The following is a 21523-nucleotide window of genomic DNA, read 5'->3' as shown; positions in this document are numbered from 1 at the left end:
CCCCGCCGCTTAGTCTTTACGCCGCCCGGCCGTGTGCTTGCGCAGCTTCGATGGGGCCGCCTTCTTGCGGTTTTTATAGGGATTCGCATCGGATTGGCCACGCATCCACAGGCGTATCGGCGTGCCGGGCATGTCAAAGTCCACCCGCAACCCATTGACCAGATAGCGAGAATAGCTGTCAGGCACCTTGTCGGGATGGCTGCACATCACCACGAAACCCGGCGGGCGCGTTTTGGCTTGGGTCATATAACGCAACTTGATCCGTTTGCCCTGCGGTGCGGGGGGCGGATGCGCCTCCAACATGCCCGAGAGCCAGCGGTTCAGTTGCGCAGTGGTCACACGGCGGTTCCATGTCTCATAGGCACGCATGATCGCGGCCTGAAGGCGGTCAAGCCCCCTGCCCGTTTTCGCACTGACGGTAATCAGTGGCGCTCCGCGTAACTGCGGCAGCAGACGCTCAAAACTCTCTTTGAGATCGCGGAGTTTTTCTTGACGGTTTTCTTCGATGTCCCATTTGTTCACGGCAACAACGACCGCACGACCCTCACGCTCGGCCAAATCGGCAATGCGCAGGTCTTGCTGCTCAAACGGGATTTCGGCGTCAAGCAGGACCACCACAACTTCGGCAAACTTCACCGCGCGCAGGCCATCGCTGACACTCAGCTTTTCAAGTTTTTCTTGAACCTTGGCCTTTTTGCGCATCCCGGCAGTGTCGAAAATGCGCATCGGCACCGGATCACCGTCCGGCCCTGCCCAATCGGTCATAAGCGAAATCGCATCACGGGTGATCCCGGCCTCTGGCCCTGTCAGCAGACGGTCTTCGCCCAAAATCTGGTTAATCAACGTCGATTTACCCGCATTGGGGCGGCCCACCACGGCGACCTGCAAAGGTTTGGCTCGCGTCGGCATCGGGACGGTTTCGGCCTCAAGATCGTCGTCATCCTCGGGCAGGTCCACATCCGTTTCAGGTGCGTCCTTGACCGCGCGGTCTTCGTATTCGTCAGCCAGCGGCATCAGCATCGTGTAAAGGTCGTTCAACCCCTCACCATGTTCGGCTGACATGCGGATCGGCTCTCCCAGACCCAGCGAATAGGCTTCGATCATTCCGGCATCGGCGGCTTTGCCCTCGGCTTTGTTGCCGGCAAGGATCACATGCGCGGATTTTTTGCGCAGAATCTCAGCAAAAACCATATCGGATGGGGTCACCCCAACACGGGCGTCGATCATGAACAGGCAGATGTCGGCCATATCAACCGCGCGCTCTGTCAGGCGACGCATACGGCCTTGAAGGCTGTCGTCGGTGACCTCTTCAAGCCCCGCGGTGTCGACCACGGTGAAACGCAGGTCCGCAAGTTTGGCGGCACCTTCGCGCAGGTCGCGGGTCACGCCCGGCTGGTCGTCGACCAGCGCAAGACGCTTGCCGACAAGTCGGTTGAACAGCGTGGATTTGCCGACGTTCGGGCGGCCCACGATGGCAAGGGTAAAGGACATAATTCAGGCTCCGGGCCCCGGTTGGGCCAGTTCAGACACGCGCCTTAGCCTATTTGCGGCCTAACGGAAAGCGTGCAATTGCCCCTTGGACGAGACGACATACAGTGTACCGCCCGCCACGACAGGCGCAGTGGTCGCGCCGCCGGGGATTTCGGTGGTGCCGGTCAACCCGCCATTGGTGGGGTTAAAGCTGCGCAGAACGCCATCATTGGACGCCACGATCACCCGGCCCCCAGCAATAATCGGGCCGTAATGCGCGACGACTTCGGATTGCCGTTTCGGCTTATCCTTGACGAAATTCGGCAGCGGCGTACCCCAGATGCGACGGCCGGTACTGGCATCAAGCCGCACAAGTTCGTTCAGATCGGTCACCGCAAAGACAGAATCGCCCGCAGGCCAGACCGGGCCAATGGCGCCATGGCGTGCGACCCACTTACGATCGCCGCTGTTGACGTCCAGCGCCGCCAAACGGCCCGAGTGGTTGCCCACATAAACGGTCCCGCCCGAGATCACCGGCGCGCTTGTCACATCGCCTACAAAGCTCAGCGCGCGGCCCGGGCGTTTGCCCAGAACAGAGGTCGACCAACGCTCAAGCCCGCCTTGGCGGAACAGCCCCTGCACCTCACCCGACCCAAAAGCGAAGACCGCCAGATCGCTGGTGACAGCAGGCGCAGGCGCACCCAGCACGTTGCTAAGGCTGGTGACCGCACCGGTTTGCCATTGGATGCGGCCAGTCGCCTTGTCCAACGCCCAGCCGGTATCGTCGCCCGCCGTAAGATAGACCAGATCGCCCGACACGGTCGGTGTGCCCGAACCGGTGGCGTCAAGGTCTTGGGTCCAACGCACACCGCCCGTTGTTACGTCGAGCGCGGCCAAAACACCAAAGCCCACGGAGACATAGAGCGTTTGTCCATCCACGGCGAGCCCGCCACCGGTGGCTTGGCCTTCGCGGTCGGACGCGGGGGTGAGGTCGCGGGTCCAGAGCGTTTGGCCCGAGGTCGAGGTCGCCGTGACCTGCGCCCCTGCATCAAGCGTAAAGACACGCCCGCCTGCGACCACGGGATCAGCGGTGATGCGCTGTTTGCGGCTGTCGCCCGCGCCGATCTTGGCGCTCCAGACCGGCTGCAACGCGCTGCGCAGCGCCGGGTGGCTGATGCGCGTCGCGGCGGTGCCGATGCTATGGGTCCAGTTGGCGTTGTTCACGGTGCCGCCCAAAGCAATGGCGCGGCTGGTGTTTTCGGGCACGGGGCCATCAATGGCGTCAAAGGCCGGATCTTGCAGACCTGGGTTTTGCAGGACCGCACGCACATCTTCGCGCTTGCCCGGCAGATAGGTCTGCTGGTCTTCGCAGGCACTTAGCAGCAGCGCGGTGCCAATGGCCCCCGCCACGCCCAGACCACGCAGACCCGGACGTCCAGGCTTGGTTTCGCGATGCTTTGTCATGGACCTGCTCACTTTCTGTCTTTCCTCAACCTTCACGCCCCCGCCGTTTTCGGCGGGTGGATATGTGTCAGTTACCCGTTGCTTCGGGGATCTCTAGCTCAGCCTCTGCGGCGGCGCTATCTAGCCCCGGTTCTTCACCCAAGGCCACAATCACCTGAAGGGCGCGTTGTTGCAAGTCTGGGGTGGTTTCCGCATCGGAAAGAATGGATTGGTAGCGGGCGACGGCCTTGTCGGTCTCGCCTTCTTGGATGTCGATCAGGGCCAATTGCTCTTCCGCCAGCAGACGCAGCGCCGCACCGGGCTGGGCCAACGCCTCCAACGCCTGACGGCGCTCTGCCACGGGCACCGACTGACCCTGTAGCGTGACAGCCTTGAACTGCGCCAGCTGGCGGTAGATCGGTGCAAGATCACCATCAACCGCGATCGCGTCGAGCTGTTCTACGGCGGCATCAGTCTCTCCCGCTTCGGCGAGGGCATCGGCACGCATGAAATGCAGCACAGCACGGGCACCGGGGCCTTCGGCCTCAATCGGGGCAAGCGCTTCGGCGCGGGCATTGCTGGCGTCTGCTTCCAATGCGCCAAGCATCGCATCGCCCAAGGCTTCGGCCTCTGCCCGCTCTTGGGATTTGGTGTATTCGTTCCACGCAGCACCGCCGACGATGGCGATCACAGCAACCACGGCAATCCAGCCAAAGCGGCGCATCAACCCATAAAGCCGGTCGCGGCGGACCTCTTCGTTCACTTCGTCAATAAAACTGTCGGTATCGCTCATCGCGCCCTGCCCCCGGCCTGATTTTGCCCCTCTTACCGCGCGTGAGCAGCCAAGCCAAGACCCAGCGTACGGGACCGGCTCCGCGATGCCTGCTTGGCAGCGCGCTACGTCATGCTAGGTCAGGGGTAGGATAAAGCGAAAAAGGAGACGATGATGAGAGCGATAGCAATGGCCGCAGGTGCAATCATGGCAGCGATGCCCGCCATGGCGCAGGATTTGGTAGCCAAAGTCTCACCCCATGACGTGGTGACGACGATGGACCGGCTGGAAAGCGCTGTTGAGGCGGCAGGGGCCGAGGTTTTCGCCCGCGTCGATCACGCAGCAGGGGCCGAGAAGGTCGAGATGGAACTGCGTCCGACGCAGCTTTTGATCTTTGGCAACCCCAAGCTCGGCACGCCCGCGATGCAGGATGCGCAGACCGCCGGACTTGATCTGCCAATGCGGGTGCTGGTCTATGCCGATGGCGAAGGGGCCGTGCATGTGACCTATGCCGACCCTGAAACACTGGTTACGGCCCATGGCCTGCCCGAAGACGCAGAATATATCACCAAGATGACCGAGGCGCTGGATAACCTCACCGCCAAGGCGATTGGCGAAGAGTAACGCTTCTCCCCGCCCGGACTTTAGCTTTTGGGCGGGGTGTTCTGCGCTTTGATCAGGTTTTCAAGATCGGTTAGCCGCGACATGACCTCATCACGGTAGGTGTTGGTCTGCTCGTTGCTTTCCTCATGATGCGCGTCTTGCATCGAATTCACGATCAGACCGACCAGCAGGTTCACCACCGCGAAGGTCGTGACCATGATGAAGGGCACGAAGAACATCCACGCAAAGGGATAAACCTCCATCACCGGGCGGACGATGCCCATGGACCACGACTCAAGCGTCATGATCTGGAACAGCGAATATCCCGACCGGCCCAGCGTGCCGAACCACTGCGGGAAATCAGCGCCAAAGAGCTTGGTGGCCATGACAGAGGCGATGTAAAAGATCACCCCCATCAGCAAGAAAACCGAGCCCATACCGGGCAGCGCGTTGACCAACCCCTCAACCACGCGGCGCAGCGAGGGGGCAACGGAGACGACGCGCAGCAGACGCAAGATGCGCAGCGCCCGCAGAACGCTGAGCCCTTGGGTGGCGGGGATCAACGAGATGGCGACGATCACAAAGTCAAAAATGCTCCAGCCGCGTTTGAAGAAATCCATCCCCCGACCGTAGAGCTTAATCGCGATCTCAATGACAAAGATGCCGAGACAGATCTTGTCGAGCAGCAGGATCAACGGCCCTACCTGCGCCATCACCTCATCCGAGGTCTCAAGGCCCAGAATGACAGCATTGAAAAGAATCACGGCCAGAATAAAGTTCTGGAACGAGGCGCGGTCAGCCAGTCGGGCCGCGCGGGCGCGCAGCGACTGGTGCGAGGGAGGGGAGAGATCGGTCATGGCGGTAGATATCGTGTGCCGCTTGGCACAACGCAAGAGCAGATCAGCGTCAAAAACGCCATAGGCGGCAATGCCCCGCCCCCCTGCCGCAACAGGGGGCGGGGTTTGCATTAGATCTGTTCTTCTTCCGCCTGCTGGCGCTGCCAGAGTTGGGCATAGCGCCCGCCTTGAGCGAGCAGCACCTCGTGGCTGCCCTGCTCGATGATCTCGCCCTTCTCCAGCACGACAATGCGATCCGCCTCTGCGATGGTGGAAAGACGGTGGGCGATGGTCAGCACTGTGCGGCCTTGGCTCGCGCGGCGCAGCGCGTCTTGGATTTCGTGCTCCGTCTCACTGTCGAGCGCGCTTGTCGCCTCGTCCAGCAGCAGGATGGGCGGGTCTTTCAGCAGCGTCCGAGCAATGCCCACGCGCTGTTTCTCGCCGCCCGACAGTTTCAGCCCCCGCTCGCCCACCGTGGTCGCATAGCCCTGTGGCAACGCCATGATGAAATCGTGGATCTGCGCCGCACGGGCTGCATTCTCGACCTCTTCCTGCGTCGCCCCATCGCGGCCATAGGCGATGTTATAGCCGATGGTGTCGTTGAACAGCACCGTATCCTGCGGCACCACGCCAATCGCCATATGCAGCGAATGCTGGGTCACATCGCGCACATCCTGCCCGTCGATCTTCAGCGCGCCACCAGCGACATCGTAGAAGCGGAACAGCAGCCGCCCGATGGTGGATTTGCCCGAGCCGGTCGAGCCGACAATCGCCACCGTCTCTCCCGGCCGCGCCTCAAGCGAGACGCCTCTGAGAATTTCGCGGTCGGTATCATAGGCAAAGCGCACATTCTCCAGCGTCACATGCCCGCCTGATACCTTAAGGTCTGGCGCATTGGGCTTGTCGTCAATCTCTGCCGGTTGTTCGAGCAGGCCGAACATCTGGCCCATATCCACCAGCGCCTGACGAATCTCACGGTACACGGTGCCAAGGAAGTTCAGCGGCACAGTCAGTTGGATCATGTAGGAATTCACCATGACGAAGTCGCCGACGCTTAGCTCGCCACTTTGCACGCCCATCGCGGCCATCACCATGACCCCCACCAGCCCCGCCGTGATGATCAGCGCTTGGCCAAAGTTCAGGAAGGCCAGCGAATAGTTCGTCTTGATCGCCGCGTTCTCATAGTCGGCCATCGCCAAGTCATAACGCGCGGCCTCGCGGCCCTCGGCGCCGAAGTATTTCACCGTCTCATAGTTCAGCAGGCTGTCGATCGCGCGTTGGTTGGCCTCGGTGTCGCTGTCGTTCATCTGCCGCCGCAGACGCACGCGCCATTCGGTCACGGCAAAGGTGAACCAGACATAAACCGCGATGGTCACGGTCACGACCGCCAGATACCAAATGTCGAACAAAACGGCGAGGATAACGCCGACAAGGATCAGTTCAAGGATCAGCGGCCCGATGGAGAACAGCAAAAAGCGCAGCAGAAAATCGACGCCTTTGACACCACGCTCGATGATCCGGCTCAAGCCCCCGGTCTTGCGGGTGATGTGATAGCGCATCGACAGTTTGTGGATGTGTTGAAAGGTCTCAAGCGCCAACATCCGCAGGGCGCGCTGCCCGACGCGAGCAAAGACCGCATCGCGCACCTGCTGAAAGCCCACGCCCATCAGCCGCGCCATGCCGTAGGCGATGGTCAGACCAATCGCCCCAAGCGCCAGCATCGGCGCGCCCTCGCCCGCCAGTGCATCCACCGCGTCGCGGTAGAAGAACGGCGTGGCGACAATAATTAGTTTCGACACCAAAAGCGCCAGCATGGCCAAGATCACCCGGCGCTTCACCCATGGCATATCCTTGGGCCAAAGGTAGGGCGCCACCTTGCGCAGCACCAAAAAGCCCGACTGACGCTCGGCGGCGTCGATCATTTCGGCCTCTGTGGGGATGCGCTCAGGCTTTGGGGTTTTGCGGTCGCGCAGACGCGCGGCGGGAGATTGGTCTGTATCGGCTGGCATGGGAATTCCTGAAGTGATTACAGGCTACATAGGCCCCATGCGCCGAGGTTGCCAGTGCGGGGCGGCGCACAGCCGCTCTGCGCGCTGCGAATGCCACCCCGGTTTGGGCCTCTGAGGTCGGGCGTCAGATCACTCCGATGCGGGCTCTTCGGGAAGATCGAAAACCTGTCCGGGGTAGATCAGATCGGGGTCGCGGATGTTGCCGCTATTGGCCTCGAACACCTTCACGTAAAGCAAGGGGTCGCCGTAGCGGTCACGTGAGATTGCCCAGAGCGTGTCGCCCTTCTGGACCGTCACAGCGCTCAGCGGCCCGGTCAGCCCTTCGGTGGCCGCGGCCAGCACCTCGGGAGATTCGCGTTTGAAGGGTGTCTCCACCCGGCTGGTCACATCGCCCGCACGGGAAAGCTCATCCACGCGCAGGGTATAGACGCCCTCATCGACATTGGGCAAATCGCCCCGCCAGCGGCCCTCTTGATCGACCGGCAGGTTGATCACCGCGTTATTGTTCAGATAGACGCGCACCTCGCGGGTGTCCGGCTGGGCGCGGCCCGCAAGTTGCACATCGCCTTCGTCGGAATAGCCGATGGTATCAAGCGCAACATTGGTCATGACCTGCGGCGGCGCGGTGTCGAGCCGCTCCACCCCCTCGGCCGTGGATTTCAGCACCGGCGCTGGTGTAGGGGTCGGCTCTGCGGGTTGAGGGATGGTGTTTTCCGCGACGCTGGAGGGTTCGGGGGTCGCATTCGGCGCCGCCTCTGCCGCGTCGTTTTCTTCTGCGGTTCCTGTCTCAGCCGATGGTGTAACCTCAGCCGAGGCGACAGCAGGCTGATCCACCATTTCAGCAGCGCTGTCTGGCTCCGAAGGCGCGGTGCTCTCGCCCTCGGCAGCGCCGATACCTGCAAGCGGTGTGGCCTGTGCCTGAGCGGGCGTGCGGCCGGCTTCGCCTGCCTCCCCCTCTTCTCGGCCTTGCTTCAATGGCGCAGTCTCGTCAGCCTCAGCGGTTCCGGTCCCTGCCAGCGGTGTCGCTTGAGCCGTTGCAGTGGCGCGATCTGTTTGGCCTGACACCCCAGTCGCACTGCCTTGCGCTTTCGGAAGCTCTGCTTCAGCCCCAGCGGTGCCTGTCCCGGCCAGCGGCGTGGCAGTGGTGGCAGGTGTCTGGGTTTGCGCATCGGTGTCTTCAGGTCCAGCGGTCGCAGTGCCCGCTAAAGGAGTCGCTTGGTCAAATATTGAACCCACTGGTGCTGCATTGCCATCAGTCGCAGCCATCGCCTCAGCGTCACTGTTTTGCGGGACCGCCGCTTCGGCCATATCCACTTCAGTTCCAGCGCGCGGCATAGCGTCGGAGGTTTCAGATTTAACCTGTGCCTCAGCCGTATCCTCCGTGGCAACCTCAGCAGCGACACTCTGGCGGTCTATCTCTCCGGCAACCTGCTCTGCATCGTTCTCTATCAGATCAACCGGGTTTTCCTCAGGCGCGGGGTTCGCCTCTGCCATCTCAATTGGTGCATTCTTTGGGGCGGAGGGGGTAAGGATGATCTCTTCTTCCGATGCAATCTTGGTATCACCATCCTGCTCCAGAAGAGTCAGCACATGACCTGTCTCACTGGGCGGGATGATCGCAAGGGTTGCAAATTTCCCGGCTCCATCAGCGGTCGCGCTCGCGACTTCCTTGCCATCTTTCAGCACAGACACGGTGCTGCCCGGCGTCGCGCGGCCTGCGATCACGGTCATGCCATCGCTTTCGCGGCGCACTTCGTCAAAGGCAGGCGCTGCGGGCTGCTCAGCGGTTTCAACGGGCGCATCTGGCTGGGGTTCTGTCGCGGCCTCCCCCTTAGGGCCAAGAGACACGCCCTGAACGGCATTCGGGGCAAGCGTGGCATTTTCTGGCGTGGCATCGCGTTCGGGCACCACGGCAACAGCGGTTTGCGGCGCGTCTTCCGGCCCGGCGCGTTTGCTGCCGATCCACGCCCCAAGTGCGAGCACCGCCGCCGCAAAGGCGCCCGCTGTCATCGCCCCCATGCCGCCAAACCGGCCAAGTCCCTTGAACATCTTCTACTTCCCCTGTGGTTGAGCCTTTTTAGCAAGCAGGCTAACAGGGGTCAAAAGCGCAGACGATCCGCGCCGATTTTTCCTAATCATCAGGACGCTTTACCATGCAACATTCTGTCTGTGTCTATTGCGGCTCTCGCCTCGGCGACGACGAGGCCTTTACCCGCGATGCCGAAACACTGGGCCGTGGTTTGGCCGAAGCCGGGCTGCGGCTGGTCTATGGTGCGGGTGATGTCGGCCTGATGGGCAGTGTCGCACGGGCGGCGCAGCAGGCAGGTGGCGATACCTTTGGCGTGATCCCCGCACATCTAGTGGCATGGGAAGTCGGTAAGACCGATCTGACCCGCTACATCGTGACCGAAACGATGCATGAACGTAAGAAGGTGATGTTCATGAACAGCGATGCCGTGGCGGTTTTGCCGGGCGGCGCAGGATCACTGGATGAGCTTTTCGAGGTCCTGACATGGCGGCAATTAGGCCTCCATGAAAAACCTATCTTCCTTGTGAATACACACGGTTACTGGGATCCCTTCATGTCATTGATGAACCATGTCGTTGACCATGGTTTCGCGGATAGAACCCTGCTGGATTACGTGACTGTAGTTGCGGATGCGGATGCCGCCCTCAGCGCCCTGCGCCGCGCTTTGTCTTGACGGAACGTCGTCAAGGAATAAAGCGCTAGCGCGCACCAGATCAGCACGAAGGCTTGCACATGCCAGCCGGTAAATGGCTCGCGGAACAAGACCACGGCGCAGAAAAACTGCAGGGTCGGATTGATGTAGCTTAACAATCCTGCGGTCGCCATCGACAGCCGTCGGGCAGCATAGCTGAACAGGATCAGCGGTGTTGCTGTGATCGGGCCGGCCAACATCAGCAGCGCGGTATCGCGAAATGACGCGCCAAAAGCCCCGGCACCATTGTCACCCGTTTGCCACAGGACCAAGACTGCAAGCGGTGACAGCAGAAGCACTTCGGCGGTAACAGATACCACCGGTCCCACGGCCAGCCGTTTTTTCGCAAGGCCATAAAGCCCGAATGACGCCGCGATCATCACCGCCAGCCAAGGCGCGCTTCCCAACCCAAAGGTCAGCAGCGCCACTGCGACGAACACCAGCCCCACCGCAGAAAGCTGCACGCGGTTTAGCTGCTCAGCAAAGACCAACCGCCCCAGCAGCACAGACACCAGTGGAAAGATGTAATAGCCTAAAGCGGCCTCTGTCGCCCGCCCGTTCTGCACAGACCAGATAAAAATGTACCAATTCGTCGCGATCATTATCGCAGCGATGGCCAGAAGGCCGAAGGCACGCGGCCCGGCCATGGCAGAGAAGATGGACCGTAACCGCCCCTGCACTGTCAGAACCACCACAAAGAAGGCCAATGACCACAGGGTACGATGGGCCAAGACCTCGGCGGCGGGCACATGCGCGAGTAACTTGTAGAAAATTGACGACAACCCCCAAACGCAGCAGGCCGCGATCATGGCGGCGAACCCTTTGGTTGTGTCTGTCATGGAATATCCTTGGCGCGGTTGAGTGCCTTCCTTGTGGCCGCAATCAATACCCGCGCCAAGGGAAAAGTCAGGCCTCGGCCAACTCCCCCGCGACGATCTTTTCGATCTCATCAATGGGATGGTTCGTCAGGGTCTTGGGAATCTCTCCCACGACCTTGCTTTGCACCTCTTTGTGCAGATTGTCGCGCAGATCCCCAAGCACCGCAGGCGGAGCCACTAGAACGATCCGGTCATAGCGGCCTTTATGCGCGAGTTTGTAAAGAATATCGGACAAATCCTTGGCAAAACGCTCTTTTTCTAACTCATGCCAGTCCGTATCATCAAAGGCAGACCGATGGCCGCTTGGCCCATCGCTCATCCGTCCGGGGCGGTTGGCGGCTTGTTCGCGCGCGGGTGGATTTTCCTGCTCTTCCTTGCGCACAACCTGAAGATAGGGGTCGTCACCATCAGTATGGTTTTGCAGGAACAATGCCTTTTCGCCATCCGCGATCAGCACCCATGTGTCTTGACTAAGTTTGGTCATGAAGCCTCTCCGTGATTGCGTTTGTCTTCGCCCGTGACACGGGTAACCCCGTCATCGCCTTTCTCGGCCCGGCGCTCTGCGTCTTGAGTGCCTACGTCCTTTTGCAGGTCCCCTCCGGCGCGTCCGCCTTGGGATGGCGTCTCGGCATCAGAAACGAATTCTTCCGTCTCCTGCGTACCGTCGTTTGATCTCTTACGCTCGGCCATGTTGTCCTCCTTATGACGTGAAGTGTCAGGGGAAAAACCATTCCGAAGGGTCTTAGGTTCCAACGAAAAACCCCGCAGCGAACTGCGGGGTTTGGGTCTTAATCACAATCAGCTCAAAGGCTGCGATGGTCAGATTACAGACGCGAGGCGAAGTTGCCCAGTTCACCCAGCCTGCGGCGTGCCGTGGGCGTCGGTGACTGAGAGAGCAACGTCCGCTTCAAACGCGGATGTTGATCACAGTCGCATCGTCAGATTACAGACGCGAGGCGACGTTATCCCAGTTCACAAGGTTGTCGAGGAAGTTCGTCAGGTAGTCGGGACGCGCGTTGCGGAAATCGATGTAATAGGAGTGCTCCCACACGTCACAACCCAGCAGCGCAGTCTGGCCGAAGCAAACGGGGTTCACGCCGTTTTCGGTCTTGGTGACCTTCAGGCCGCCGTCTTTGTCTTTGACGAGCCATGCCCAACCTGAGCCGAACTGGCCCGCGCCTGCGGCTTTAAACTCGTCCTTGAACTTGTCGACGGAACCAAAGCTCTCGGTGATCGCTTTTTCCAGCTCGCCGGGCATTTTGCTGTCGTTCGGGGTCATCATTTCCCAGAACTGGTTGTGGTTCCACAACTGGCTGATGTTGTTGAAGATGCCATTCTGGGCGACAGCATTCGCGTCATAGGTGCCTTTGATGATCTCTTCGAGGGTCTTGCCCTCCCACTCGGTGCCTTCGATCGCCTTGTTGCCATTGGTCACATAGGCGTTGTGGTGCTTGTCGTGGTGGTATTCCAGCGTTTCCTTGGACATGCCTTTGGATGCAAGCGCGTCATGGGCATAGGGAAGATCGGGAAGTTGAAAAGCCATTTAGGGGGCCTCCTCATTTTGGAATTTCGCTGCGGCCACTTGATGTGCATCAAGCGGTAACGTCAAGATCAACGTCCGCAAATCATATCTGTTCCGAGCGAATTAGTCAGACTTCATCCCGGTTTACGGCGCTGAAAAATGCCCCACTGCGCTGCCCGGCTGCGCTGCGACTTTAAGCTGGTCGAACATATATTGCGCGACAGAGCGGAAGCAGACCACCTGAAAGGCCCCGTCTTCAAGCAGCCAAAAAGCGGCTGGCACCTGCCCCACGCGGGTGCGGCGAAACATGCCGGGCGTGAATTTCGCGGGGGCCAGATCAACCGGCGCAAGCTTGGCCAAGACCTCTCGGGCATGGGTGCCCTCGATACGAAATGCAGCCCGCGCGCCGGAGACATCGACGGCCAGCGTATGGGTATCCTCAAAGGCTGCAAGCAGCCGCGAAAGCACCTCAGCCACCTGTGCATGGGGGCAAATCAGCAGCAATTCATCCGGCGACATCCATGCAACCGCCGACGTGCCATCGCTGTTGCACATGCCGCTTTCAGGGCGCTCCAGCCCGACGGTTTTATTGATGACCTTGCGCAGAAAGGCCGCTTCCAAATCGCCACGAATGGTGATCATCCCCAGAGGGCCAATCTCAGAAATCGTTGCAATTCCCGCGTCATAACGCGCGTTCTTCAGGGCGGTAACGGCTTCAGACATTTTGCTTCTCCCCCTTGGGATCGTAAAATACGGGATCGACGATTCTGGCCTCATAGGTCTTGCCATCGGTGCCGGGGAAGCTCAGCAATTCGCCCATCCGGTCCGGCCCATGCAGCACCAGCCCCATGGCAATACCCCGATCAAGCGTCGGCGAATGATAGGTCGAGGTCACACGCCCCTGCATCACCTTCTGGCCGTTCTCGTTCTCGCCCTCGCCGAGCGCATACGCGCCATCCGGCAGGGTGCTGCCATCGGTGGTTTCCAGTCCCACCAGCTTCCACCGGGACGGATCCTGCATATGGCTGCGCTGCTGGGCGCGTTTGCCAAGATAGTCGTCTTTCTTTTTCGAGATCGCCCAGTTGAGGCCGAGGTCTTGCGGGATCACCGTGCCATCGGTCTCATCCCCGATCATGATGAAGCCTTTTTCGGCGCGCAGGATGTGCAGACATTCCGTGCCATAGGGCATCACGCCCAAGTCATGCCCGGCGATCAGCAGCGCGTCCCAAAAGGCCTGCCCCTGCCCGGCCTCCACCGCGATCTCATAGCTCAGCTCGCCCGAGAAAGAGATACGGAAGACCCGCACCTTAAAGCCGCCCAATTCGCCCTCGGTCCATTCCATGAAGCCAAGCGCCTCGCGGCTCAGGTCCATGCCGCCGAGTTTCTCTAAACACTTCCGTGCATTCGGCCCGACCACGGCCACCTGCGCATAATGCTCGGTGGCGTTCACCACATGAACCTTCCAGTCCCACCATTCGGTCTGGAGCCATTCCTCCATATGCGCGTGGATGCTGTCGGCCCCGCCTGTAGTGGTGTGGCAGAGGAAGGTCTGTTCATCCAAACGCGCGACCACGCCGTCGTCGATCAGGAAGCCGTTTTCATTGCACATCAACCCATAGCGGCATTTGCCGGGTTTCAGCGTCGACATCATATTCGTGTACATCATGTCGAGGAACCGCGCCGCATCCGGGCCACGCACGATCAGCTTGCCCAGGGTCGAGGCATCCAGCAGGCCGAGGTTTTGCCGCGTGTTCGTCACCTCGCGCATCACCGCGTCATGGGTGCTTTCGCCGCTTTGCACATAGGCATAGGGCCGCCGCCACTGGCCGACCGGCTCCCAAACCGCGCCATTGGCCGCGTGCCAGTCATGCAGCGGGGTGCGGCGGATCGGCTGGAAGGTATCGCCCCGCGCCGCCCCCGCAATCGCGCCCATTGAGATCGGGTGATAGGGCGGGCGGAAGGTGGTGGTGCCGACGCTGGGTATCTCCGCATCCAGCGCCCCCGCCAGCGTGGCCAGCCCGTTGATATTGCTCAGCTTCCCCTGATCCGTCGCCATGCCGAGCGTGGTATATCGTTTGGCGTGTTCGACAGAAACAAAGCCCTCTTGCGCCGCCAGCCGCACGTCCGAGACTTTGACGTCGTTCTGGTAGTCCAGAAAGGTCTTTTCGCGCAGTTTGACGCTGGCGCCCTGCGGCATCTGCCAGACCGGCATCATCGGCGCTTCTTCGCGCCGGGCCGCCGTGGGCGCGGTCAGATCGCGCGGCAGTTTGAAGCCGAGCGATGTCGCCACCCCATCTGCGGCGGCATGGGCGTCATGCAGCACATCGTCAAGCGCGAAGACCCCAGCCGCGGCCCCGGCGGGCGTGACGAAACCGTGCCCGTCCGCGCCGGTGGGCGGGTGGTCCTGATCGGGGCGGAAACAGGCTTTTGCCCCGTCCCACGTCAGCTTGCCGCCGCAATGGGACCATAGATGCACCACGGGCGACCAGCCCCCCGACATGGCGATGGCGTCGCAGGCGATCACTTCTAGCACCGCGCCTTCGCCCCCCTGCGAACAGACCGCCACGCCTGTCACGCGCTTGCCCCCCTGAACCGAGGAAACCGCATGGCCCATGACCACCCGAATGCCGAGCGCCTTGGCCTTTGCGACCAATTCGCTGTCTTGCGGCAATACCCGGGCATCTAGCACAGCAGGCACATCCAGCCCCGCCTGTTTCAGCGCAATGGCGGTGAGATAGGCGTTATCGTTATTGGTGACCAGAACAGTGCGGTCCCCCGGCGAGACCCCATAATTCGCCACATAGTCGCGCATGGCCGAGGCCAGCATCACGCCCGGCACGTCATTGCCCGCAAAGCTCAAAGGCCGCTCAATCGCGCCGGTGGCGGTGATCACGTGGCCAGCGCGGACACGCCAGAGCCGGTGGCGTGGTCCGGCATCCTCCGGCGTATGATCGCGTAGCCGCTCATAGCCCAGCACATAGCCGTGATCGTAAACCCCTGCCCCCATGGTCCGGTCGCGCAGGTCGACATTCTCCATACCGCGCAGACGGTCAAGCGTTTGGGCAACCCAATCCTCAACCGGTGCGTCATCCACCGTGCCCCCATCGACCGGCGCACGCCCGCCCCAATGGGCCGACTGCTCCATCACGATGACACGCGCGCCGCTCAAACCTGCGGCCAAAGCAGCCTGAAGCCCCGCGACACCACCGCCGATGACCAGCACGTCGCAGAAGGCGTGGAAGTGTTCATAAATATCCGCATCCGCCGCCTTGGGCGCTTTGCCCAGACCGGCGGAATGGCGGATGATCGGCTCATAGAGGTGCTTCCACAGCGGGCGCGGATGCATAAACATCTTGTAATAAAAGCCCGCAGGCAGAAAGCGGCTGAGGTGTTTGTTAAGCGCCCCGACATCGAACTCAAGGCTCGGCCAATGGTTCTGGCTTTCCGCCTCCAACCCCTCGTAAAGCTCGGTCGTGGTGACGCGGGCGTTGGGCTCAAACCGCCCCTCTTGGCCAAGGCCGACCAGACCGTTGGGCTCTTCGGGGCCGGAGGTCACGATGCCGCGCGGACGGTGGTATTTGAACGAACGCCCGACCAGCACCTGATCATTGGCCAGCAAGGCCGAGGCCAGCGTGTCGCCCTCATAGCCGCGCATTTGCTTGCCGTTGAAGGTGAAATTCAGCGGTTTGCTTTTGTTCAGCAGGCGGCCGCCTGTGGCCAGTCTTGTGCTCATCTTGGGAAACCTTGCGGGCTGGTGGAGGGCGGATGCCTCCCGGTTGGGTTGGGGCCGAGACGGGCTTAGCTGGCTGCGGGCCATTGCCAATCGGGATGGCGTTTGCGGATCGCGTCAACGATATGATCCGGTGGCGCGAGGGTCTGGGCCGCATAGCTGCCAAAGACCTCAAGCGTGGCGGTATCACGCGCCATGTGGAACCACTTGCCGCAGCCATAGACATGACGCCAACGCTCTAGATGCACACCCTTCGGATTTTGGCGCATGAACAGGTAGCTTTCAAAGTCACCTTCAGCTCCGTCCGGCCCCACACGCTTTAAATGTGCCTCACCGCCGCCGTGAAACTCTGTTTCTTCGGCTGTGACATGGCAACAAGGACAGGTAAGGATCAGCATGGGCAGGCTCCTAAGCGAGGGGCAAACAGCAAAACGCCGCCCCTGCGCAATAGCGCGGAGCGGCGTTCGCCGTGTCGAGGCAGCGCCACACGGGGCATTGCCAGAGTGAATTTACTCAGTCGGGGTTGCTGTCTCTTCGACTGCATCTGCAGTGCCTTCGGCAGCGCCTTCAACCGCTTCGCCTGTGCTTTCTGCGGCACCTTCGATGTTGACGTTGACGTCATTTGCGCCATCCAAGTCGCCACCGGCAAAGAGGAAATAGGCCAGCAGAGCCACAACAACGACAACCGCACCAACGATAAACGCGAGGCCATTGCCGCCGCGGTCTGTCGTGGTTGTGGTCGTGTTCGTATGGTCGGTGTGATTGTTTTCCGGGGTTGCCATTGTTCAGCTCCGTTTAATTCAATGTCTGAACAGGCAACGCGGCTGAACGCAAACTCGTTCCCCCCGACGATCTCACAGAGCGGATTGTGGCTGACCGGCAACATCAATGAGCCACCCCGGCAGCCACGGATTCGTCGATAAAGCGCCCTTCGGCGAAACGCTCCAACCCAAAGGCATCGGTCAGCGGCGAATGCCCCTTGGCCATCAACTCGGCAAAACCCCAGCCCGACCCGGGGATCGCCTTGAACCCGCCCGTGCCCCAGCCACCGTTGATAAACACCCCCTCGACCGGTGTCTTGGAAAGGATCGGAGAGCGGTCGCCGGTGACATCCACGATGCCGCCCCATTGCCGCAGCATCTTGAGCCGTGAGATCATCGGGAAAGTCTCAACCAGCGCGCGCACCGTCTCTTCGATATGATGGAAGCTGCCGCGTTGGGTGTAGTTGTTATGCCCGTCCGTGCCGCCGCCGATGACCATCTCACCCTTGTCGGACTGGCTCATGTAGCCATGCACCGTATTGGCCATGACGACGACATCCATACACGGTTTGATCGGCTCGCTGACCAGCGCCTGCAGGGCAACGCTTTCGATCGGCAGACGAAAGCCCGCCATATTTGCCAACTGCCCCGAATGCCCGGCCACGACGAACCCCAGTTTGTCGCAATCAATATCGCCGCGGGTGGTGCTGACGCCGGTCACCTTGCCGCCCGTCTGACGCACGCCGGTGACTTCGCACTTCTGGATGATGTCCATGCCCATATCCGAGCAGGCCCGCGCATAGCCCCAAGCCACCGCATCATGGCGCGCCGTGCCGCCGCGGGCTTGCCACAACCCGCCCAGCACCGGATAGCGCGGCCCATCTAAGTTGATGATCGGCACCAGTTGTTTGACGCGGTCCGGGCCGATGAATTCGGTGCTGACGCCCTGAAGCGCGTTGGCATGCGCGGTGCGCTTATAGCCGCGCACCTCATGTTCGGTCTGTGCCAGCATGATGACACCACGGGGGCTGAACATGACGTTATAGTTCAAATCCTGGCTCATCGTCTCATAAAGGCTGCGCGCCTTTTCGTAGATCGCGGCCGAAGGGTCTTGCAGGTAATTCGAGCGGATGATCGTCGTGTTGCGCCCGGTGTTACCGCCGCCAAGCCAGCCCTTCTCAAGCACCGCGACATTGGTGATGCCGAAATTTTTGCCCAGATAATAGGCCGTGGCCAACCCATGCCCCCCGGCACCGACGATGATCACATCATAGCGTTTCTTGGGCTGCGCATCGCGCCACGCGCGGGTCCAGCCCGTATGATGGCGCATGGCCTCTCGGGCCACTGCGAAAACGGAGTATTTCTTCATCACGTCAATTCCCGGCAAGGATTCGGGCCGCGCGGGCGGCTGTGGTCTTTTCTGAGCCTAGGAGCAGATATTCGAAATGACCACCACGGCATTTGGACGCGGTTTTGCGACATGTGGTGCAATTGGTGAAAAATGCCGCAGGGGGCACGGCAATTGCGGTCTTTTGTCGGCGTCGGGCAAAGGTTAGGTAAAGGACATGATATTTTGGTTTCTCTCTGGCGCGATGGCGCTTGTCGTGGGCGGTTTTCTGGCGCGGGCCGCATGGCGCGGCTCGGATACGCCCCTGCCCGTACAGGCGGATTATGATCTCAAGGTCTACCGCGACCAATTGGATGAGGTGGAGCGTGACGTAGCGCGCGGTGTGGTGCCTGAGGCCGATGCCGCCCGAATCCGGACCGAGATCTCGCGCCGGATCCTCGCCGCCGATGCTGGGCGCGACACGCGTGTACAAAGCACGTCGCGGCCCGCGCCGGTCGTGCTGATCGCGGGGATTATCGCTTTGGGTGCCGGGTCACTGGCGCTGTACTGGCATTTGGGCCAACCCGGCTATGGTGATCTGGCGCTTGCTGACCGCATCGCCTTCGCCGAAGATATGCGCCGCAACCGACCCAGCCAGCAAAGCGCGGTGGAAAGCCTGCCCGCCAGCCCCAGCACCGAAGGGCTAAGCGCCGACTACCTCGCGCTGATCCAACAGCTCCGCGCCACGGTCAAAGAGCGCCCCGAAGATCTGCAAGGTCAGACCCTGCTTGCCCAGAACGAAGCCCGTATCGGCAATTTCGTCTCCGCTGCCGAGGCGCAGGGCAATGTGCTGCGTCTTAAGGGCGCGGATCGTACCGCCAAGGACATTGCAGACTACGCCGAACTTCTGGTGTTGGCCGCGGGGGGCTATGTCTCTCCCGAGGCGGAAACGGCCCTGCGCGAAGTGCTGAACCGCGATGAGCAGGATGGACGCGCGCGCTATTACCTTGGGCTGATGATGGTGCAGACCGGGCGGCCAGATGTCGGTTTCCGTATTTGGGACGCGCTGTTGCGGCGCGGGCCTGAGGATGCAGCATGGATTGAGCCGATCCGCGTGCAGATCCCACAGGTCGCAACCCTTGCCGGGGTGGATTACGAAATACCTCAGACAGGCAACGGCGCGCCTGCCCGAGGGCCGTCCGCCGAAGACATCGAAGCGGCCTCTGAAATGGACGCGGGCGACCGGATGGAAATGATCGGCGGCATGGTCGCGGGCCTCTCTGACCGTCTGGCCAGCGAAGGCGGCCCGCCGCAGGACTGGGCGCGGCTGATAACCTCGCTCGGTGTCTTGGGCGATACCGATCAGGCTCGCGCGGTCTATGACAATGCACTTGAGGTCTTCTCGGGCGATAGCGCAGCGTTGGATATGATCCGCAATGCCGGAGAACGCGCAGGGGTGGCAGGATGATTTTTGACGACACCGCAGATTTCATCGCCGCCCTGCCCCCGATGCAGGCGCTGATCGGGTTGGATCTGGGAGAGAAAACCATCGGCGTCGCGGTAAGCGACAGCTTCCAATCCGTTGCCACCCCGCTTGAAACCGTGCGGCGCAAGAAATTTGGGCTGGATGCCGCGCGTCTGGCCGAGATCATCGCCGAGCGTCGCATTGGCGGTCTGGTCTTGGGCCTGCCGCGCAATATGGACGGCTCTGAGGGGCCGCGCTGCCAATCGACCCGCGCCTTTGCCCGCAACTTTGACCGGCTCACCCCACTGCCCATCACCTATTGGGACGAACGTCTGTCGACCGTCGCAGCCGAACGCGCGCTTTTGGAGGCCGACACCACCCGCAAACGCCGCGCCGAGGTAATTGACCATGTGGCGGCGGGCTATATTTTACAGGGGCTTTTGGACCGCCTGCAGGTGATGCGCCGTGAGTAAGAAGGTCTGGCAGCGCGATGAGATTGAAAGCCCCTGCATCAACATCTGCGTGGTGCATCCCGAAAGTCGGCTCTGCACCGGCTGCCTACGCTCGATTGATGAGATTGGCCGTTGGTCAACGATGACCAGCGACGAACGCCGCGCCATCATGGAAGAATTGCCTGAACGGGCCAGCGCCCACACAAAACGGCGCGGGGGACGCGCGGCGAAACTGGCCCGACGCCGCGATTAGCGCGGCCTCACGCGCCGCGGCGTTGGGTGATCTGATTAAGAAAGATCAGCGCGGCGTCGCTATCTGTGCCGTCGCGGTAACCAATGGGGCTAGCGTTATAGTTCGCCGCCGGGAAAGACGCCCGTGCGAAAGACAAGCTGGTTTCGCGGGTGAACATCCCATCAAAACGGAACGCCCGACGACCATTACGCGCAGGCCGCCAATAAGCGAGGTTCTCGCCCTGCCCTTTTAGAATGATTGCTTTGGTCCGGTACTGGCCCATTAGATCGATTCCTCTGATTCTGCCGCCGTTAGGGCATTCAACCTCTAGTTTGTGTCGAGAATGCGGCGAATTGATGAAAATGGGCTTAAATTGGGCGTAAATTGTCGAATTTCGGCAGGTTTAAGGTGTAAAACCGGACGACCCTACCCCCAGAGTGCCTTTCTCAACATATTTAGTGCCACCAGTATCAGAAACACGGCAAAGACCCGTCTTAACGGCTTGGGGTCCATCGCGTGGGCCAATCGCACGCCCCAAGGTGCCGTGATCAATGTCATCGCAACAACGATCCCAAAGGCTGCGACATTGACCGCGCCTATCGTCAGCGGTGGTCGGTTTTGGGCTATGTCCACAAACAGAAATGCAATGACCGACGGCACGGCGATCAATAGGCCAAAGCCCGCCGCAGTGGCCACAGCCTTGTGGATCGGCCGCCCGTGCAATGTCATGAGCGGCACGCCAAAGCTGCCGCCGCCGATCCCCATGAGAACCGACAGAAACCCGACCATTGGCGATAGAACCGCACGTTTAATGCCGCGCGGCATGTTCTCTCCCAAGCGCCAATCGCTGCGCCCGAACCCAAGATAAAGCCCGACAAGCAATGCCAAGCCGCCGAAAATCATCTGGAGCGTCACAGTTCGCAATTGTGACACCAAAATCACGCCCAGAACCGCGCCCAGCATGATACCCGGTGCCCAAGTCCGCAGAATTTCCCAATCGACCGCGCCCTTCTTGTTATGTGCATGCACCGACCGCGCCGAGGTGACGATGATGGTCGCCAGCGAGGTCGCAAGGCAGATCTGCATCAATTGCGGCCCGCCATAGCCCAACGAATGCAGCACATAAAAGAAGGCAGGCACCAAGACGATGCCGCCGCCCACGCCAAGCAACCCCGCCAAGACACCCGCAATCCCCCCGATCAGGACAATAAGCGCCAGCATCGGCAGCAATACGTTCAACTCTGGCATGGAAGCCCTCCCCGAGGTTTCTGCGCTCTTTCAAGCCGTTTCCTACCGGGGGTTC

Annotated in this window: 22 protein-coding genes; 5 read left to right on the top strand and 17 right to left on the bottom strand. The window is 61.1% G+C overall.

The window, feature by feature from the left end; all coding sequences use genetic code 11:
• Positions 1-9: 9 nt before the first annotated feature.
• The 3 genes from der to BM229_RS00870 form a co-directional block, all read right to left on the bottom strand.
• Complete coding sequence (der, locus tag BM229_RS00880) at positions 10-1491, bottom strand: ribosome biogenesis GTPase Der (RefSeq protein WP_093925829.1); 1482 nt, start codon at positions 1489-1491, stop codon at positions 10-12.
• A gap of 60 nt (positions 1492-1551) precedes the next feature.
• On the bottom strand, positions 1552-2934 hold the full coding sequence (locus BM229_RS00875; protein ID WP_093925828.1) for a PQQ-like beta-propeller repeat protein: 1383 nt from the start codon (positions 2932-2934) through the stop codon (positions 1552-1554).
• A 67-nt stretch (positions 2935-3001) separates the two neighbouring features.
• A complete protein-coding gene (locus tag BM229_RS00870) occupies positions 3002-3706 on the bottom strand; it encodes a tetratricopeptide repeat protein (RefSeq protein ID WP_093925827.1) in 705 nt (234 codons plus the stop codon).
• Between the two features lie 153 nt (positions 3707-3859).
• On the opposite strand from BM229_RS00870, the gene BM229_RS00865 reads away from it, so the two are divergent.
• Complete coding sequence (locus tag BM229_RS00865) at positions 3860-4309, top strand: DUF302 domain-containing protein (RefSeq protein ID WP_208604003.1); 450 nt, start codon at positions 3860-3862, stop codon at positions 4307-4309.
• Between the two features lie 20 nt (positions 4310-4329).
• On the opposite strand, the gene BM229_RS00860 is transcribed toward BM229_RS00865, so the two are convergent.
• The 3 genes from BM229_RS00860 to BM229_RS00850 form a co-directional block, all read right to left on the bottom strand.
• On the bottom strand, positions 4330-5145 hold the full coding sequence (locus BM229_RS00860) for an ion transporter (protein WP_093927167.1): 816 nt from the start codon (positions 5143-5145) through the stop codon (positions 4330-4332).
• A 110-nt stretch (positions 5146-5255) separates the two neighbouring features.
• Entirely contained in the window at positions 5256-7046 is a 1791-nt protein-coding gene (locus BM229_RS00855) for an ABCB family ABC transporter ATP-binding protein/permease (protein ID WP_093927166.1), read from the bottom strand.
• A 216-nt stretch (positions 7047-7262) separates the two neighbouring features.
• Positions 7263-9182 carry a LysM peptidoglycan-binding domain-containing protein gene (locus tag BM229_RS00850; protein WP_244152084.1) on the bottom strand — a complete coding sequence of 640 codons (1920 nt, stop codon included), beginning with the start codon at positions 9180-9182 and terminating at the stop codon, positions 7263-7265.
• A 104-nt stretch (positions 9183-9286) separates the two neighbouring features.
• On the opposite strand from BM229_RS00850, the gene BM229_RS00845 reads away from it, so the two are divergent.
• Positions 9287-9835 carry an LOG family protein gene (locus BM229_RS00845; protein WP_093925825.1) on the top strand — a complete coding sequence of 183 codons (549 nt, stop codon included), beginning with the start codon at positions 9287-9289 and terminating at the stop codon, positions 9833-9835.
• On the opposite strand, the gene rarD is transcribed toward BM229_RS00845, so the two are convergent.
• The 9 genes from rarD to BM229_RS00800 all read right to left on the bottom strand — a co-directional run bounded on the left by rarD (position 9772) and on the right by BM229_RS00800 (position 18113).
• The gene (gene rarD, locus BM229_RS00840; RefSeq protein ID WP_093925824.1) at positions 9772-10692 is read right to left on the bottom strand and encodes an EamA family transporter RarD; all 921 of its coding nucleotides are present in this window, start codon (positions 10690-10692) and stop codon (positions 9772-9774) included. The two genes, BM229_RS00845 and rarD, sit on opposite strands and share 64 nt — an antisense overlap.
• 67 nt (positions 10693-10759) lie before the next feature.
• The gene (locus tag BM229_RS00835) at positions 10760-11215 is read right to left on the bottom strand and encodes a host attachment family protein (protein ID WP_093925823.1); all 456 of its coding nucleotides are present in this window, start codon (positions 11213-11215) and stop codon (positions 10760-10762) included.
• Entirely contained in the window at positions 11212-11421 is a 210-nt protein-coding gene (locus BM229_RS00830) for a hypothetical protein (protein WP_093925822.1), read from the bottom strand. The genes BM229_RS00835 and BM229_RS00830 overlap by 4 nt, the downstream gene beginning before the upstream one ends.
• 253 nt (positions 11422-11674) lie before the next feature.
• Positions 11675-12274 carry a superoxide dismutase gene (locus tag BM229_RS00825; RefSeq protein WP_093925821.1) on the bottom strand — a complete coding sequence of 200 codons (600 nt, stop codon included), beginning with the start codon at positions 12272-12274 and terminating at the stop codon, positions 11675-11677.
• A gap of 123 nt (positions 12275-12397) precedes the next feature.
• Positions 12398-12976 carry a sarcosine oxidase subunit gamma gene (locus tag BM229_RS00820; RefSeq protein WP_093925820.1) on the bottom strand — a complete coding sequence of 193 codons (579 nt, stop codon included), beginning with the start codon at positions 12974-12976 and terminating at the stop codon, positions 12398-12400.
• Entirely contained in the window at positions 12969-15986 is a 3018-nt protein-coding gene (locus tag BM229_RS00815) for a sarcosine oxidase subunit alpha family protein (protein ID WP_093925819.1), read from the bottom strand. Before BM229_RS00815 ends, BM229_RS00820 begins: the two co-directional genes overlap by 8 nt.
• A gap of 65 nt (positions 15987-16051) precedes the next feature.
• Positions 16052-16381, bottom strand: a complete 330-nt coding sequence (locus BM229_RS00810) for a sarcosine oxidase subunit delta (RefSeq protein WP_093925818.1) — start codon at positions 16379-16381, stop codon at positions 16052-16054.
• Between the two features lie 111 nt (positions 16382-16492).
• Positions 16493-16765: a hypothetical protein gene (locus BM229_RS00805; protein WP_093925817.1), complete on the bottom strand. Its 273-nt coding sequence runs from the start codon at positions 16763-16765 to the stop codon at positions 16493-16495.
• A 103-nt stretch (positions 16766-16868) separates the two neighbouring features.
• A complete protein-coding gene (locus BM229_RS00800) occupies positions 16869-18113 on the bottom strand; it encodes a sarcosine oxidase subunit beta family protein (protein ID WP_093925816.1) in 1245 nt (414 codons plus the stop codon).
• 196 nt (positions 18114-18309) lie between these two features.
• Between BM229_RS00800 and ccmI the strand changes: the two genes are divergently transcribed.
• Genes ccmI through BM229_RS00785 form a run of 3 tightly spaced genes read left to right on the top strand, consistent with a single transcriptional unit; the run spans position 18310 to position 20241 of the window.
• Positions 18310-19539: a c-type cytochrome biogenesis protein CcmI gene (gene ccmI / locus BM229_RS00795; protein WP_093925815.1), complete on the top strand. Its 1230-nt coding sequence runs from the start codon at positions 18310-18312 to the stop codon at positions 19537-19539.
• Positions 19536-20009 carry a Holliday junction resolvase RuvX gene (ruvX, locus tag BM229_RS00790; protein ID WP_093925814.1) on the top strand — a complete coding sequence of 158 codons (474 nt, stop codon included), beginning with the start codon at positions 19536-19538 and terminating at the stop codon, positions 20007-20009. Before ccmI ends, ruvX begins: the two co-directional genes overlap by 4 nt.
• Complete coding sequence (locus BM229_RS00785) at positions 20002-20241, top strand: DUF1289 domain-containing protein (RefSeq protein WP_093925813.1); 240 nt, start codon at positions 20002-20004, stop codon at positions 20239-20241. Before ruvX ends, BM229_RS00785 begins: the two co-directional genes overlap by 8 nt.
• A 7-nt stretch (positions 20242-20248) precedes the next feature.
• Here BM229_RS00785 and BM229_RS00780 read toward each other — a convergent pair whose 3' ends face one another.
• Positions 20249-20503 carry a hypothetical protein gene (locus tag BM229_RS00780; protein ID WP_093925812.1) on the bottom strand — a complete coding sequence of 85 codons (255 nt, stop codon included), beginning with the start codon at positions 20501-20503 and terminating at the stop codon, positions 20249-20251.
• A gap of 143 nt (positions 20504-20646) precedes the next feature.
• Positions 20647-21468 (bottom strand): sulfite exporter TauE/SafE family protein, encoded by an 822-nt coding sequence (locus BM229_RS00775; protein ID WP_093925811.1) that lies wholly within the window; start codon positions 21466-21468, stop codon positions 20647-20649.
• Between the last annotated feature and the right edge of the window lie 55 nt (positions 21469-21523).

This window comes from Sulfitobacter dubius, from assembly GCF_900113435.1.
GTDB lineage: Bacteria > Pseudomonadota > Alphaproteobacteria > Rhodobacterales > Rhodobacteraceae > Sulfitobacter > Sulfitobacter dubius.
This window is presented reverse-complemented; position numbering and strand designations above follow the sequence as displayed.